Below are 15,331 nucleotides of genomic sequence, written 5' to 3' on the forward strand. Positions count from 1 at the left end.
CCGCCCGAGCGGGGTCGGGGGCACCGGCACCCGTTCGCGCTGGGTGTGGACTTGGGCTAAGTGGGGTCGGGGGGGGGCGTGTGGGCCCGCTCCGTGGCGGTGGTGGTTTACCGCCACCCCCCCGACCCGGCCCTCGACCGGGGACCAGTCGGCCGAGGTGGCGGCGGCCGACTGGTAGTCGTCGAGGACCGCGCAGCGCAGGAGGTCCGTCACAGGGCGGCCCCCGCGACGGCGTCGACCTCGGCGAGCAGGGCCTCGTCCAGCGGCCGGTCGGCGACGGCAGCGTTGGCCCGGACCTGCTCGGCGGAGGTGGCGCCGGCGATGACGGAGGCGCAGCCGGGCTGGGCGGAGAGCCAGCCGACGGCGAGTTCCAGGACCGTGCGGCCGTGCTTGTCGGCGAGCGCGGCCAGGGCCTCCACGATGTCGAGGCGCTCCTCGGTGAGGTACGCGTCGCGGCCTTCGAGGCGGGAGCCTGCGGGTACGGGGGCGCCGCGCCGGATCTTGCCGGTCAGCAGGCCGTTGGCCAGCGGGAAGTACGGCAGGACCCCGACTCCGTAGTGGAGGGCGGCCGGGACGAGCTCGTGCTCGGCGGACCGCTGGAGCAGCGACCATTCGTTCTGGGCCGATACGAAGGGTGCCGCGCCGGTTTCGCGGGCCACGTGGGCGGCTTCGGCGAGCTGCCATCCGCTGAGGTTGGAGTGCCCTATGTAACGGACCTTGCCCTCGGTGACGAGTTCGGTGAGCGCGGCGAGGGTCTCGGCGATGGGTACGGACGGGTCGGGGCTGTGCAGTTGGTAGAGGTCGATGTGGTCGGTCTGCAGGCGGCGCAGGGACTCCTCTACGGCGCGCCGGACGTAGGCGCGGCCGCCGCGCGAGCCGGCGGCGGGTCCGTACCCCATGTCCACGCCGTCGTAGCCGAACTTGGTGGCGAGGACGACGCGGTCGCGGCGGCCCTTGAGGGCCTCGCCGAGGTGGACCTCGGAACCGCCGCCGCCGTAGATGTCCGCGGTGTCCAGGAGGGTGATGCCCGCGTCGAGCGCGGCGTCGACGACGGCCCGGGTGGCGCGGGCGTCGAGCCGGCCGCCGAAGTTGTTGCAGCCGAGCCCGATCGCGGACACCTGAAGACCTGAACTGCCCAGGGGGAGATAGCGCATGTGGTTCGTTCCTCCGCACTCGTCCGGCGCCGTGACCGACCGCGGGACCCACCGCGGGACCAACCGGCGTGATCACCCCACGTGATCAACTGGCAGCCAGTCTAGGCCGCGCGTCCGGACCGGGGACGTGCCTGTGGACAACCCGAGTGCGGCTCCGTGTCAGTAGTCGATGTCGACGACCGTGGGGCGTCCGAGGTCGGGCCGGTCCCGCAGGGGCAGTCCGGTGCCGGGGTGCTCCAGTTCCAGTACGACGAGCTCGTTGGGTCCGTCCCGCCAGAGCGGGGCGGGCGCGTACAGCGTGCGCTGCGGCCCGCGCGGGGTGTCGTAGTGGCCCAGGAGGAAGCCGTTCAGCCAGATCAGGCCGGTGCCCCAGTCGGAGAGGTCGACGAACCCGTCGGCCGGCGCCTCGGCGAGGGTGTGGGTGAAGCGGTGGAAGGCGGGCTTGCCGGGCTCGGGAACGTCCTCGGACCATCCCAGTCCGGCGAGGTCCGCGAGCGGCAGGGGCCGTATCTCCCACTCGAAGAGGTGCTGGTGGCCGTGGCGCACGGCGCGCGAGATGCCCTTGTGGTCGTCGAGCAGCGGCCCGTAGTTGACCCGGCCCTGGGCCCGGACGAGGACGTCGAGGACGACCCCGGCCTCGCCCACGGGCAGGTCGAGCCCCTCGTCGGGGGCGTTGCGGTCCAGGATGCCGAGCGGCACGCCGTCGGCGAAGACGTACGCGCGGTCGCCGAGGCCGTCGATCTTGACCGGCATGACGGGGCGGGGGCCGGTGATGGTGGTGCGGTAGTGGATCAGGCCGTGGTCCTGGCCGAGGCGCTCCATGGATTCGGGAGCGGGGCGCAGGACGGGCGCGCCCGCGAGGAGGTCCAGGTGCGTGAGGAGCGGGGCCGCGCCCTCGCGGACGGCGAGCGCCGGGGTCATCCGGGGCAGCGGTTCGGGCAGCGGGCCGTCGGGCAGCGGCACGTACTTGCCGATGACCTCGCGGAACGCGTGGAACTTCGGAGTCAGTTCGCCGGCCTCGCCGATGGGGGCGTCGTAGTCGTAGCTGGTGACGGTGGGCTGGTAGCCGGGGTCTCCGGGGCGGGAGCCGGTGTGATTGGCGCCGGCCCAGAAGCCGAAGTTGGTGCCGCCGTGGGCCATGTAGAGGTTGACGGAGGCTCCGGTGGCGAGGAGTTCGTCGAGCGACTGGGCCGCGTCCTCGACGGGGCGTACGTGGTGCTCCTCGCCCCAGTGGTCGAACCAGCCGATCCAGAACTCCATCGCGGTGAGCGGGCCGGTCCGCTGGTAGCGGCGCAGGGAGGCGAGGCGCTCGGCCGGCTTGGCGCCGAAGGTGGCGGTGGCGAGCCGGCCCGGGACCATGCCGCCCTGCAGCATGGCGTCCTCGGGGCCGTCCGCGGTGAACAGCAGGCAGTCGACGCCGCGTTCGAGGAGGCCTCGCTCCACGTGGGCGCGGTAGGCGACGTCGTTGCCGTACGAGCCGTACTCGTTCTCGATCTGGACGGCGACGACGGGGCCGCCGCGGCTCGCGAGGTGGGGCAGCAGTTCGGGGACGACCAGGTCGAACCAGCCGTCCACCTCGGCCTCGAACCGGGGGTCGGAGCAGCGCAGGCGCAGGCCGTCGACGGCGAGGAGGCGGGCGGGCAGTCCGCCGAAGTCCCATTCGGCGCAGATGTACGGGCCGGGGCGGACGATGACGTCGAGGCCGAGGTCCTGGGCGATGCGCAGGAAGCGGCCGAGGTCGCGCGGGCCGGTGAAGTCGGCCTTGCCCGGGGCGGTCTCGTGGAAGTTCCAGGGGACGTAGGTGTCCACGGTGTTGGCGCCCATGGCCCGCAGCCGGGTGAGGCGGTCCTCCCACAGGTCGGGGTGGACCCGGAAGTAGTGCAGGGCCCCCGAAACGATGCGGTGGGGGCGGTCTGCGCGCCGGAAGCCGTCCTGGTCGTGCGTGAGCATGCGCTGACTCCCGGGAGAGGTCGAGATGCTGCCGTGAGGTGCGGGACGTGGCCGAATATATGAACGCGCGGTCCGCGCCGTCAATGACCGGTTGATCGGAATCGATCGAATCGATCGTTTCGGCTCTCTATGATGGCTCCGAGCACACCTGACGCACCGCCCGCACCGCACCCGACAGACCGCAGGGGGACCCTTGAGACCGCATGTAGACCAGCGCCGGGCACGGGTACGCGCACTCGTCCAGGCCCGGGGCAGCGTGCGCGTGGCGGACCTGGCCCGGGAGCTCGGCATCTCCCCCGTGACCCTGCGGCGGGACATCGAGGCGATGGCGGCACGGGGCGAGATCCAGCGGATGCACGGGGTGATCAGCCGGCCGCAGCCGGGCTCGGCCGCCCCGGACACCGCGGCGACCGGTTCCGGCGGCAGCGGTGCCGGCGGCGGGCTGGTGATCGGGATGGTGGTGCCCACCACCGAGTACTACTACGCCGACGTCGTCCGGGGAGCCCGCGAGGTGGCCGAAGCGCGGGGCGCCCGCCTCACCGTGGGACTGACCCGGTACCTGCCCGGCGAGGACCGGACCCAGGCGGACCGGCTGCTGTCCACCGGTGCCCACGGACTGCTGCTGACCCCGAACTGGGACACCGGGTCGCCCGGCCCCGGCGAGGGTGCGTGGACGGCGGAACTCCCCGTGCCGACGGTCCTGGTGGAACGGTGGGCCCCGCCCGGACATCCGGCCGCGTCGCTCGACCGGGTGGCCTCCGACCACGCGCACGGCGCGGCGCGGGCGGTGCAGCACCTGGCGGGGCTGGGGCACCGCCGGATCGCGCTCGCCAGCCGGGAGACGCCCACCTCGGCCCGGCTGCGGGCCGGGTTCGAGGCGGCCGTGGCCGCGCTGGGCCTGGAGCCGGCGCCGCCGTGGCCGCGCTCGGACTCCGGACCGGGGCCGTACCCCGGCGCGGAGGCCTCCGGGGAGGCGAAGGTGTTCGCGGAGGCCGAGGCCTTCGCGCGGACGCTGGACTACCTGTGCGCGGCCGTGACGGAGGGCGGGGTGACCGCCGCCCTGATCCACAGCGACACGGACGCGATCATGCTGATCCCGCGGCTCCAGGCCCGGGGGGTGCGGGTGCCGGAGGACCTGGCGGTGATCACGTACGACGACGAGGTGGCCGGGCTGGCCGACGTACCGCTGACGGCGGTGGCGCCGGCCAAGCGCGAGGTGGGGGCGCGGGCGGCCGGACTGCTGCTGGACCGGGTGGCGGGGAACGCGGAGGGGGCGGCGCGGCAGCACCTGGAGTTGCTGCCCCGGCTGACCGTTCGCCCGTAAGGGGCCGGTCGGCCCGCCCGGACCGATTGTTTCGATCGAACCGCGCGCTCGGCCTTGACCTCGTGGTCGTCGCACAAAAGGATGGGGCTCTCACGAACGGCCGGCCGCGCGGCCCCCTCACGCACGTGCCGTTCGGATCTCACCGCAGGAGCCGTCACGTGACCCATCCCGCCTCCTCGTCCTCCCCGTGGCCCGCGTCTTCCCCCGGGCCCGCGGCCTCGTCCGCCCGTCCGTTCGGCCCTTCCTCCGCTCCCGCGCGCCGGCCCGCCACCGTCCTCGCCATGAGCCCCGACGCCCGGGCCGCCGTCATCGGCGGCCGGATCCTGCCGGAGCTGGTCCGGGTGGCCGACGTGGATCCCGAAGTGCTCGTCACCGACTTCGCGTTCGCCTATGTCGAGGAGGCCCTGCGGCACCGGCTGGCCACGGCCGAGGTACTGGTGACCGGATGGGGCTGCCCTCCCCTGGACGCGGAGGCGCTGGCACTGATGCCGGCGCTCCGTGCCGTGGTGCACGCGGCGGGCACCGTCAAGCACCATGTCACCGAGGCCTGCTGGGAGCGCGGACTGATGGTCTCCAGTGCGGCCGCCGCGAACGCCCTGCCGGTCGCGGAGTTCACGCTCGCCGCCGTCCTCTTCTCCAACAAGCGGGTCCTGGAGTCCGCCCACGCCTACCGCGCGGCCCGCGCCCCCCTCGACCTGCTGCGCCGCTACCCCTCCGTCGGCAACTACCGCCGCACGGTAGGCCTGGTCGGAGCCTCGCTCATCGGGCGGCGGGTGCTGGAACTGCTGCGGCCCTTCGACTTCCGTGTGCTCGTGCACGATCCGTACGCCGACCCGGCCGAGCTCACGGCCCTGGGCGCCGAGCCCGTCCCGCTCGACGAACTCCTGCGGCACAGCGACGTCGTGAGCCTGCACGCCCCCGAGCTGCCGCAGACCCGCCACCTACTGAACGCCTCCCGGCTGGCGCTGATGCCCGACGGCGCCACCCTGATCAACACCGCGCGCGGCTCGCTCGTCGACACCAGGGCACTGACCGAGGAACTGCTCTCGGGGCGGCTGCACGCCGTTCTGGACCACACCGAGCCGGAGGTGCTGCCCGCCGTCTCCCCGCTGTACAACCTGCCGAACGTGCTGCTCACCCCGCATGTGGCGGGTTCGCTGGGCGGGGAGCTCGACCGGCTGGCGGGCACGGCCGTCGAGGAGTTGGAGCGCTACGCCCTGGGCCTCGGCTTCCGCTACCCCGTCGACCGGGACCGGCTCGCCCACTCGGCCTGACCCTCCCCGGGCACCGCGGCCACCAGAGCCTCCAGGTGCTCCCGGCCCCGGGCGAGCTGTCCGGGCAGCTCGGCGGCGGCGGGATACCAGCGCTTCTCGTACTCCCAGCACAGCCAGCCGCCCGGGGGTACGAGGGCCACCGCCTCGGCGAGCGGCAGCGCGCCGCCGCCGAGCCCGAGCGGGGTCAGCTCCTGCGCGGACCGTACGTCCTTGACCTGGGTGTAGCCCAGGTGCGGGGCCAGGGCCCGGCTCGATTCGGCCGGCGTCTCGCCCCCGAGCCAGGTGTGCAGTACGTCCCACAGCGCCCCGGCGCCCGGATGCGCGACCCGGTCGAGGACCCGGGCCGTCGCGGTCGCGGTGCGGTGCGAGTCGTGGGTCTCCAACAGGATCCGCACCCCGTGCCGTTCGGCGAAGGGGGCGGCGGCCAGGAGCCGGCGGACCGCGTGGCCGTCGGCCTCCTCCGGGGGCAGGTCGCCGCCTCCGGGGAAGACCCGTACGTACGGGGCTTCGAGGTCGGCGGCGAGCCGGACCAGGGCCCGGATCTCCTCGAGCACCGGTTCGTCGTGGCCGGGGGCTGCCACCTTGGCGTACCCCGCGACTCCGAGGGCGGTGACACCGGCGGCGGTCAGGGTCCGCAGGCCCGCCGCGCGGTCGGCGGCCGGGCTGCCGGGGTGCAGCGGCTCCTCGGGGTGGGCGCGCAGTTCGAGGCCGTCGTAGCCGTGGGCGGCCGCGAGGGCCGCGCTCCGCTCCAGCGCGGTGCCGGGCAGGCCGAGGGTGGAGAAGGCGTACTTCACGGGCGGCTCCCGGCGGCGGGCGGCGGTGCGGCGGGCGGGGGCTCGGTGGGCGGGGGCGCGGTGGATCCTCGCACCATCAGTTCGGTCGGCAGCATGGTGATGCCGCCCGGGGGCATGGCCCGGCGGCCGGTGACGAGCTGGGCGGCGAGCACCCCGGCCTCGCGCAGCGGCACTCGGACGGTGGTGAGCGGGGGCGCGGTGTCCACGCAGACGGGCAGGTCGTCGAAGCCCGCGACGGAGACGTCCTCGGGTATCCGCAGGCCGGCTTCGCGCAGGGCGGCGGCCACCCCGGTGGCGACGGTGTCGTTGGCCGCGGCGACGGCGGTGAAGGGGACACCGCGGCGCAGCAGTTCGCGGGCGGCGTCGTATCCCGCGGAGCGCTCGAACCCGGCGTGCACGGTGAGGGCGGCGCAGCGCTCGGGCAGTGCGGGGTCGTGGTGACGCAGGGCGTCCTGGTGCCCGGCGAGCCGCTCCCGGGTGGTGCTCAGTCCGGGCGGGCCTGCGACGTAGGCGATGCGGCGGTGGCCGAGCGCGAGCAGGTGCTCGGCGAGCCGGAAGGCGCCGGCGCGGTCGTCGAACATGACGGCGGCGACGGGGAGTCCGGCGGGCATGGGCAGCGGGGGGCGGCCGCACAGCACCACGGGGGCTCCGGTGGCCGCGATCCGCGCGAGGCGGGCGGCGAGGGCCCGGGTGTGCTCGTGCTCCTCGACGGCCCCGCCGGTCAGGACGACCCCGCCGGCCCGCTGGCCCTCCAGGAGGGCGAGGTAGGCGAGCTCCGCGGCCGGGGCCCCTTCGGTGTTGCAGACGACGGCGAGCCTGCGGGCGCCGCCCCCGCCGCCGGGCGCCAGGGCTCCCTGGAGGGCGCCGGCGAGGATTCCGAAGAAGCTGTCGGCCACGTCGTGGACGAGGACGCCGACGAGGTCGGAGGTGGCCGCGGCGAGGGCCCGCGCGGGGCCGTTGGCGATGTAGCCGAGGTCCTCGACCGCTTGTTCCACGCGCGTCCGGGTGGCGCCGGCCACCGGGTATCCGCCGTTCAGCACGCGCGAGACCGTCGCGGGCGAAACCCCTGCCCGCACCGCCACTTCGGCGAGTGTGACCGCCATCAGACCCCTCCTTCCGATCGTCCCCGGCTCATCGTCTCATCCGGCGAGTGGATCTTCATAGTCCTCAATGGAGAAAGCGCTTTCTATCACCCGTAAGAGTCTTGCCCCGCCGTGTTGTGCGGCCCTAGCCTGATCGCAGTGAAAGCGCTTTCTATCCTGCTTTCCCTGCAACTCCGCACAAGCGACACCGCACAAGACGAAGGAGGGGGACACCGTGCAGCGCAGGACGATCAAGATCGCCATGAACGGCGTCACCGGGCGGATGGGATACCGCCAGCACCTGGTCCGCTCCCTGCTCGCACTGCGCGAGCAGGGCGGGCTCGACCTCGGTGACGGCACGGTGCTGTGGCCGGAGCCGGTGCTGGTGGGGCGCCGCGAGGCGGCCCTGCGGGCCATCGCCGAGCGGCACGGACTGGAGCACGTCAGCACGGACCTCGACGAGGTCCTGGCCGATCCCGAGGTCGAGGTCTACTTCGACGCCCAGGTCACCAGCGCCCGGGAGGCGGCCGTGCGCCGGGCCATAGCGGCCGGCAAGCACGTGTACTGCGAGAAGCCCACCGCCCTGACCTTCGCCGCCTCCCTCGAACTCGCCCGGCTGGCCGACGCGGCCGGCGTCAAGCACGGGGTGGTGCAGGACAAGCTGTTCCTGCCGGGCCTGCTGAAGCTCAAGCGGCTCATCGACGGCGGCTTCTTCGGCGAGATCCTCTCCGTACGCGGGGAGTTCGGGTACTGGGTCTTCGAGGGCGACTGGCAGCCCGCCCAGCGGCCGTCGTGGAACTACCGCGTGCAGGACGGCGGCGGCATCGTCGCCGACATGTTCCCGCACTGGGAGTACCTGCTGCACGAGCTCTTCGGCCGGGTCCGCACCGTGCAGGCGCTGACGCGCACCCACATCGGCCGCCGCTGGGACGAGGAGGACAAACCGTACGAGGCCACGGCGGACGACGCGGCGTACGGGATCTTCGAGCTGGAGGGCGGCGCGGTCGCGCAGATCAACTCCTCCTGGGCGGTCCGGGTCAACCGGGACGAGCTGGTGGAGTTCCAGGTCGACGGGACGCACGGCTCGGCAGTCGCCGGACTGCGCGGCTGCCGCGTCCAGCACCGCGCCACGACGCCGAAGCCGGTGTGGAATCCGGACCTGCCGCTGACCGAGCGGTTCCGCGACCAGTGGCAGGAGGTCCCGGACAACTCCCCCGCCGACAACGGCTTCAAGGCCCAGTGGGAGCTGTTCCTGCGCCACGTCGTACTGGACGAACCCTGGCAGTGGGACCTGCTGGCCGGGGCCCGCGGGGTGCAGCTCGCCGACCTCGGCCTGCGCTCCAGCGCCGAGGGGCGGCGGCTCGCGGTGCCGGAGGTGACGCTGTGAGCATCCGTCTTCCGTCGGTGGACGGCGGGTTCCGCCTGCACTCGCCGACCATCGCCCCGCTGGCTCCGCTGAGCCACGGCCCGGCCCACAGCCGCACCTTCTACTCGGCCGCGCACGTGGTCGCCGATCCGCTCTTCGCCTCGGCCGACGCGGAGCCGGTGATCGACTGGGAATCCACGCTGGCCTTCCGGCACCGGCTGTGGGCCCAGGGCCTCGGGGTCGCCGAGGCCATGGACACCGCGCAGCGCGGGATGGGACTGGACTGGCCGCGCGCGGCGGAGCTGATCCGCCGGTCGGCCGCCGAGGCCCGGTCGGTCGGCGGCCGCATCGTGTGCGGCGCGGGCACCGACCAGCTGGCGCCTGACACGGTGCACTCCCTGGCCGCCGTCACCGCCGCGTACGAGGAGCAGTTGGCGCACGTCGAGGCGTGCGGGGCGGGGGCCGTGCTCATGGCCTCGCGGGCCCTGGCCTCGGCGGCTCGCGGTCCCGAGGACTATCTGGAGGTGTACGCGGGGCTGTTGCGCCAGAGCGCCCGGCCGGTCGTCCTGCACTGGCTGGGGCCGATGTTCGATCCGGCACTGGAGGGGTACTGGGGGCACCAGGACCTGGACGATGCCACGGACGTCTTCCTGAAGATCGTCTCGGAGTGTCCGGAGAAGGTGGACGGGATCAAGGTCTCGCTGCTCAACGCCGGGCGTGAGGTGGACATCCGCCGCCGGCTGCCCGCGGGGGTGCGGTGCTACACGGGCGACGACTACCACTATCCGGAGCTGATCGCCGGGGACGGGGAGCTCTCGAGCGACGCCCTGCTGGGGATCTTCGATCCGATCGCCCCGATCGCGGCCCGCGCGGCGCTCGCCCTCGACCAGGGCGATCCGGCCGGGTTCCGGGAGCTGCTGGACCCGACGGTGGCCCTGTCCCGGCACCTGTTCGCCCCGCCCACCCGCTACTACAAGACGGGGGTGGTCCTGCTGGCCTGGCTGGCCGGGTACCAGGAGCATTTCGCGATGCTCGGCGGGCTGCATTCGGCCCGCACGCTCCCCCATCTGGCGAGCGCGTACGAGATGGCCGACGATCTGGGCCTGTTCCCGGATCCGGAGCTCGCCGAGGCCCGCATGCGGCAGCTGCTCTCGCTGCACGGGGTGGCCTCGTGAACCGGGCGCCGGCTCCGGGCCGGTTCAGCCTGAACCAGGAGACGATCCGCCAGTGGTCGCTGCCCGAACTGGTCGCCGGGTGCACGGCGGCAGGGGTGGGCGCGGTCGGGCTGTGGCGGGATCCGGTACGGCGGTTCGGAGTCCGGGAGGCCGCGAAACTGGTCGCGGGAGCGGGGCTGCGGGTCAGCTCCCTGTGCCGGGGCGGCTTCTTCACCGCCGCCGACCCGGCCGGTCGCGCCGCCGCCCTGGAGGACAACCGCAGGGCCGTGGAGGAGGCCGCCGAACTGGGGGCCGACGCGCTGGTCCTGGTCTCGGGCGGGCTGCCGGAGGGGGACCGCGATCTGGCGGGGGCCCGGCGGCGGATCGTGGACATCCTGGGCGAGCTCGCCCCGTACGCCGCCGGGTTCGGGGTGCGGCTGGGGATCGAACCGCTGCATCCGATGTACGCGTCGGACCGCTGCGTGGTCTCCACGCTCGGTCAGGCCCTGGACATCGCCGAGCAGTTCCCCGCGGAGCGGGTGGGGGTGGTGGCCGACTCCTACCACCTGTGGTGGGACGAGCGGCTCCCGGCCGAACTGCGGCGCGCGGGCGAAGACGGGCGGATCGTGTCCGTCCAGGTCGCCGACTGGGTGACCCCGCTCCCCGAGGGGGTACTGCTCGGCAGGGGGCAGCTGGGCGACGGCTCGATCGACCTGCGGGCCTTCCGGGAGCTGACCGACTCCGTCGGGTACCGGGGTCCGGTGGAGGTGGAGATCTTCCATCCGGGGCTCTGGGCCCGGGACGGCGGAGAGGTGCTGCGGGAGGTGATCGACCGCTACCGCGAACACGTCGACTGAGGCGGTGGTCGCGGGGCGCGGGGGCGCGGGAGATGCGTGGGGCAGGGGACACGGGGGATGCGGGGGACGCGGGGAATCACGGGGACCGGAAGCGTTCCGGTCGAAGGTCAAAGGAGACCGCCATGACAGAAGTGTGGAACCGTCGTGCCTTCCTCGCGGCCGTGGGAGGAGGTGTGGTGCTGCTCGGCACACCGGCCTTCCCGGCGGTCGCCGGGACGGTGACCCCGGTCCACGACGCCATGCGCGCGGTGTGGCAGGGCCTCGTCCTGGGGGCCCGGTTCTCCCCCGACGCGGAGCCGTTCCGGAGCCGGCTGGCGGCGCTGGGCGCGCAGGCCGGCCAGTGGCGGTCCTCGATGGCCCCGGCCACCGGTTCGCTCTGGCCCGACCAGGTCTTCACCACCGACCCCGAGTGGATGGCCCAGAGCTACTACCGGCTGCGGAGCATGGCTGAGGCCTACGTCCGGCCGGGTACCGGACTCACCGGGGACGCCGGGCTGCTGACGTCGCTGCTGACCGGGCTGGACCACATGCACGCGCAGGTCTACAACGCCTCCCGGACGCGGTACGGAAACTGGTGGTGCTGGCAGATCGGAGCCCCGCAGGCCCTGCTCGACATCTGCGTCCTCCTGTACGACCGGTTGTCCGCCGCCCGGATCGCCGACTACTGCGCCGCCGTGGACCACTTCGTGCCGGACTCGGTCGTCGCTGCCTACACCGGCACCAGTACCGGGGCGAACCGTGTGGACCTGTGCCGGGTGCTCGCGCTGCGCGGGATCGTCGGCGGGGACGACGCGAAGATCGCCCTGGCCCGGGACGCGCTCTCGCCGGTCTTCCCGTACGTCACCACCGGCGACGGGCTCTACCGGGACGGTTCCTTCATCCAGCATTCCTGGGTCGCGTACACAGGCTCGTACGGGTCGGTCATGCTCGGCGGACTGGGCATGCTGTTCGGGCTGTTGAAGGGCACGCCGTGGGAGGTCGTGGATCCCGGGGCGCAGACGGTCTTCGACGCGGTCGAGCACGCGTGGGCGCCGTTCCTCTTCAACGGGTTGATCATGGACGCGGTCTCGGGGCGGGCGCCCAGCCGGGGCGTCCAGGTGGCGGACCCGCTCCAGGTACAGATGGACGACCACACGCGCGGGCACTCCGTACTCGCCGCGATCCTGCTGCTCGGCGAGGGCGCCGGCAGTGCGGAGCGGGCCCGTTGGCGGGGGCTGGTGAAGGGCTGGGCGGCTCGGGACTACTACAGCGCCCCGCTCTCGGACACGACCCAGACGCTGTCCGCCCTGGCCCGGCTCGCGGAGGTGTCGGCGGACGCCTCGGTCACGGCCACGGCAGAGCCGGTGGGGCACCGGCTGTTCCCCTCCATGGACCGGGCCACGCACCGGCGGCCGGGCTGGGCGGCCTCGCTGTCGATGGCCTCGAAGCGGATCACCCACTACGAGACGGGCAACGGCGAGAACCTGCGGGGCTGGCACACCGGGAGCGGCATGCTCTGCTGGTGGGGTTCCGCCTTCGGCAACGGCCAGTACTCGGACGCCTTCTGGCCCACGGTGAACCCCTACCGGCTGCCGGGGACCACGGTCTCGCGCAAGGCCCTGGCCGACGGCGCGGGCGGCGACTGGGGCGCTTCGCGGCCGGACGCCACCTGGGTGGGCGGCACGACCGACGGGGAGTTCGCGTCGGTGGGCCAGCACCTGAAAGGGCTGGGGAGCACGCTCACGGCCCGCAAGTCCTGGTTCTTCCTGGCCGACACGGTCGTCTGCCTGGGCGCGGGGATCACCGCCACCGACGGCACGGCGGTCGACTCGGTCATCGACAACCGGAACCTGGGCGCGGCCGGCACCCATGCGTTGACCGTCGGCGGGACGGTCCAGCCGGCCACGCTGGGCTGGACCGGCTCCTTCCCCGCTCCCGGCTGGGCGCACGTGGCGGGCTTCGGCGGGTACGTGATGTCGGGTCCGGGCACCTTCAAGGCGCTGCGGGAGGCCCGCACCGGCAAGTGGAGCGACATCAACCGGAGCGCGTCCGGCACGTCATTGACCCGGCGCTATCCGACCCTCTGGTACGACCACGGGACCGATCCCGTCGGCGGCGGCTACGTCTACCAGATGATGCCGGGCGCCACGGCCGCCCAGACCTCGGCGCGGGCGGCCGCCACGGGATGGCTCACGGTCCTCGCCAACAGTGCCACCGCCCAGGGGGTGGCGGTCACCTCGCTCGGCTTCACCGGGATCAACTTCTGGCAGGCCGCGACGGTCGGCGCGGTGCAGGCGAGCGCGCCGTGTTCGGTGACGCTCCGGGAGCGGGGCGACGGTACGGCGGTGGTGTGCGTCTCCGATCCGACGCGCACGCTGACGGCGCTGAACCTGGTCTGGAACCGGCCCGTCGCCCAGGTGCTCTCGCAGCCGGGCAGCGTGGTCTCGGCGGCCACGGGAGACCGGCTCCAGCTCGGCTTCGGCAGCCTCACCGCACGGGAGGGGGCCGGCCAGGAGGTGGTGGTGCGGCTGGGGTGACCCCCGGCGACGATCTCGGGCGGGCTCGGGCGGGGACCCGCGATGGGCTCCGGGGTGATCCATTCGCGATCGTGTCCACGTCCGCGGGGCGACAAAAGGGCAGGCCACGGGGTGACATAACGTGCCCTCTATGGATCAGGAGCACATACCCGGGGACGGCGAAGGCGCGGGCAGGCGGCGGTTCCTCGCCCTGGCGACGGGGGCGGCGGCCACCGCGGCCGGGCTGGGCGCCGTGGCCGGCTGCGGCACCGGCCCCACCGACGGAGCGGGCGGGACGGACGGGGCGGGGCCCGGCGAGAGCCCGAAGCCGTCCGGTTCGCCGGACAAGGACGGCCCGCACGGCTTCGACGTCAAAACCGAGAACGCCCGGCCGGGCAACGCCGACTGGCAGGTGACCAAGGCCGGGCCGGCGCGGGCCGTCGAGGGCTTCGCCGACAAGGTCAGCGTCCTGCCCGGCGAGTCCTTCGGCCTGCACGTCTCCACCACCGCGCCCCGGTTCACCGTCTCCGCCTACCGGATGGGCTGGTACGGCGGAGCCCGGGCCCGCCTGGTCTGGCGTTCCGAGGCCCTGCCCGGGGTACGGCAGCCCGACCACACGGTGGACTCCGCGACCCGGATGGTCCGCACCCGGTGGACCCGTAGCACCACCGTCGACACCAAGGACTGGCCCGAGGGCTGCTACCTGCTGCGGCTCGACGCCCAGGGCGGCGAGGGCCAGCGGTTCGTGCCCCTCACCGTGCGCTCCGCCGCCACGACCGGCCGTACCGTCGTCGTCAACGCGGTGGCGACCTGGCAGGCGTACAACCGGTGGGGCGGCTACGGCAGCTACGACGGCCCCAGCGGCGGGTACGCCACGCGCTCGCTCGCCGTGACCTTCGACCGCCCGTACGAGTACGACGACGGCGCGGGGCTGTTCCTCGTGTACGAGGCGCCGCTGCTCGCGCTCGCCGAACGGCTCGGCATCCCGCTGGCGTACACCACGACCACCGACGTGGCGCGCGAGAAACGGCTGCTGGAGGGCGCTGCGGCGGTCCTCTCCCTCGGACACGACGAGTACTGGTCGCCCGAGCAGCGCGCGCACTTCACGGCCGCCCGGGACGCCGGTACCAACATCGCGATCCTCGGCGCGAACTGCTGCTACCGCCGGATCCGGCTGGAGGCCTCCGACCTCGGGCCGGACCGCACGGTGGTCTGCTACAAGTCCTCCTACGACCAGGACCCCGGCTTCAAACGCGGCCACCCGGCCACCGTCGACTTCCGTTCCCCGCCGGCCGCCGACCCGGAGAGCTCCCTGCTGGGCGTGATCTACGACGGCTACCCGGTGGACGCCCCGTACGTCGTGACCAACCCGGGCCACTGGCTGTTCGAGGGGACCGGCGCGAAGGCGGGCGACAGCTTCGCGCACCTGGTCGGCGTGGAGTACGACAAGGTCAACACCGGTTTCACGACCCCGCGCCCGATCGAGATCCTGGCCCACTCCCCCGTGGTCTGCGACGGCCGTCCCAGCCACCAGGACACGGCGTACTACACGGTGCCGAGCGGCGCCGCCGTCTTCGCGACCGGGACGATGCGCTGGGTGGAGGCCCTCGACGCGACGGGCGACGGCCGCAGCGGCGCCAACCACGGCCTGGACGCGCGCTCGGGCGCCCTGACCACGCGAGTGACGGAGAACCTGCTCCGCGCCTTCGCGGCCGGACCGGCGGGACGGACGCATCCCGCGCAGGACAACGTCAAGGCGGTGTACGGGGGTTCGGGGTCGTGAAGCCCACCGGTCCACTCGAATGCACTGGACTCCACCCGTAAGGGGTGTTTAGGATCATGTCGCGGCATCGCGTGTCGGTCACCGGCTGGGTGAGACAT

At 73.7% G+C, this 15,331-nt stretch carries 11 protein-coding genes; 7 read left to right on the top strand and 4 right to left on the bottom strand.

What is annotated here, in order from left to right; all coding sequences use genetic code 11:
• Nucleotides 1-209: 209 nt before the first annotated feature.
• Together ACWGDE_RS01325 and ACWGDE_RS01330 are read right to left on the bottom strand one after the other, a co-directional pair.
• Nucleotides 210-1,154 carry an aldo/keto reductase gene (locus ACWGDE_RS01325; RefSeq protein WP_453386881.1) on the bottom strand — a complete coding sequence of 315 codons (945 nt, stop codon included), beginning with the start codon at nt 1,152-1,154 and terminating at the stop codon, nt 210-212.
• Between the two features lie 159 nt (nt 1,155-1,313).
• Nucleotides 1,314-3,104 carry a glycoside hydrolase family 35 protein gene (locus ACWGDE_RS01330; protein WP_453386882.1) on the bottom strand — a complete coding sequence of 597 codons (1,791 nt, stop codon included), beginning with the start codon at nt 3,102-3,104 and terminating at the stop codon, nt 1,314-1,316.
• Nucleotides 3,105-3,297: 193 nt separating this feature from the next.
• Between ACWGDE_RS01330 and ACWGDE_RS01335 the strand changes: the two genes are divergently transcribed.
• Both ACWGDE_RS01335 and ACWGDE_RS01340 read left to right on the top strand, forming a co-directional pair.
• Nucleotides 3,298-4,428, top strand: coding sequence for a substrate-binding domain-containing protein (locus ACWGDE_RS01335; protein WP_453386883.1), 1,131 nt, complete (start codon nt 3,298-3,300; stop codon nt 4,426-4,428).
• Between the two features lie 281 nt (nt 4,429-4,709).
• Nucleotides 4,710-5,702 carry a hydroxyacid dehydrogenase gene (locus ACWGDE_RS01340; protein ID WP_453386884.1) on the top strand — a complete coding sequence of 331 codons (993 nt, stop codon included), beginning with the start codon at nt 4,710-4,712 and terminating at the stop codon, nt 5,700-5,702.
• On the opposite strand, the gene ACWGDE_RS01345 is transcribed toward ACWGDE_RS01340, so the two are convergent.
• Together ACWGDE_RS01345 and ACWGDE_RS01350 are read right to left on the bottom strand one after the other, a co-directional pair.
• The gene (locus ACWGDE_RS01345) at nt 5,663-6,496 is read right to left on the bottom strand and encodes a sugar phosphate isomerase/epimerase family protein (RefSeq protein ID WP_453386885.1); all 834 of its coding nucleotides are present in this window, start codon (nt 6,494-6,496) and stop codon (nt 5,663-5,665) included. The two genes, ACWGDE_RS01340 and ACWGDE_RS01345, sit on opposite strands and share 40 nt — an antisense overlap.
• Nucleotides 6,493-7,599, bottom strand: coding sequence for a LacI family DNA-binding transcriptional regulator (locus ACWGDE_RS01350; RefSeq protein WP_453386886.1), 1,107 nt, complete (start codon nt 7,597-7,599; stop codon nt 6,493-6,495). Before ACWGDE_RS01350 ends, ACWGDE_RS01345 begins: the two co-directional genes overlap by 4 nt.
• A 241-nt stretch (nt 7,600-7,840) precedes the next feature.
• On the opposite strand from ACWGDE_RS01350, the gene ACWGDE_RS01355 reads away from it, so the two are divergent.
• From ACWGDE_RS01355 to ACWGDE_RS01375, 5 genes are all read left to right on the top strand, one after another.
• Nucleotides 7,841-8,965, top strand: coding sequence for a Gfo/Idh/MocA family protein (locus tag ACWGDE_RS01355; RefSeq protein ID WP_453387002.1), 1,125 nt, complete (start codon nt 7,841-7,843; stop codon nt 8,963-8,965).
• On the top strand, nt 8,962-10,119 hold the full coding sequence (locus ACWGDE_RS01360; protein WP_453386887.1) for a dihydrodipicolinate synthase family protein: 1,158 nt from the start codon (nt 8,962-8,964) through the stop codon (nt 10,117-10,119). Before ACWGDE_RS01355 ends, ACWGDE_RS01360 begins: the two co-directional genes overlap by 4 nt.
• Complete coding sequence (locus tag ACWGDE_RS01365; protein ID WP_453386888.1) at nt 10,116-10,955, top strand: sugar phosphate isomerase/epimerase family protein; 840 nt, start codon at nt 10,116-10,118, stop codon at nt 10,953-10,955. The genes ACWGDE_RS01360 and ACWGDE_RS01365 overlap by 4 nt, the downstream gene beginning before the upstream one ends.
• Before the next feature lie 122 nt (nt 10,956-11,077).
• Nucleotides 11,078-13,471: a polysaccharide lyase 8 family protein gene (locus ACWGDE_RS01370; RefSeq protein WP_453386889.1), complete on the top strand. Its 2,394-nt coding sequence runs from the start codon at nt 11,078-11,080 to the stop codon at nt 13,469-13,471.
• Nucleotides 13,472-13,601: 130 nt separating this feature from the next.
• Nucleotides 13,602-15,233: a N,N-dimethylformamidase beta subunit family domain-containing protein gene (locus ACWGDE_RS01375; protein WP_453386890.1), complete on the top strand. Its 1,632-nt coding sequence runs from the start codon at nt 13,602-13,604 to the stop codon at nt 15,231-15,233.
• Nucleotides 15,234-15,331: the final 98 nt, after the last annotated feature.

This window comes from Streptomyces sp. NPDC054956 (assembly GCF_053609185.1).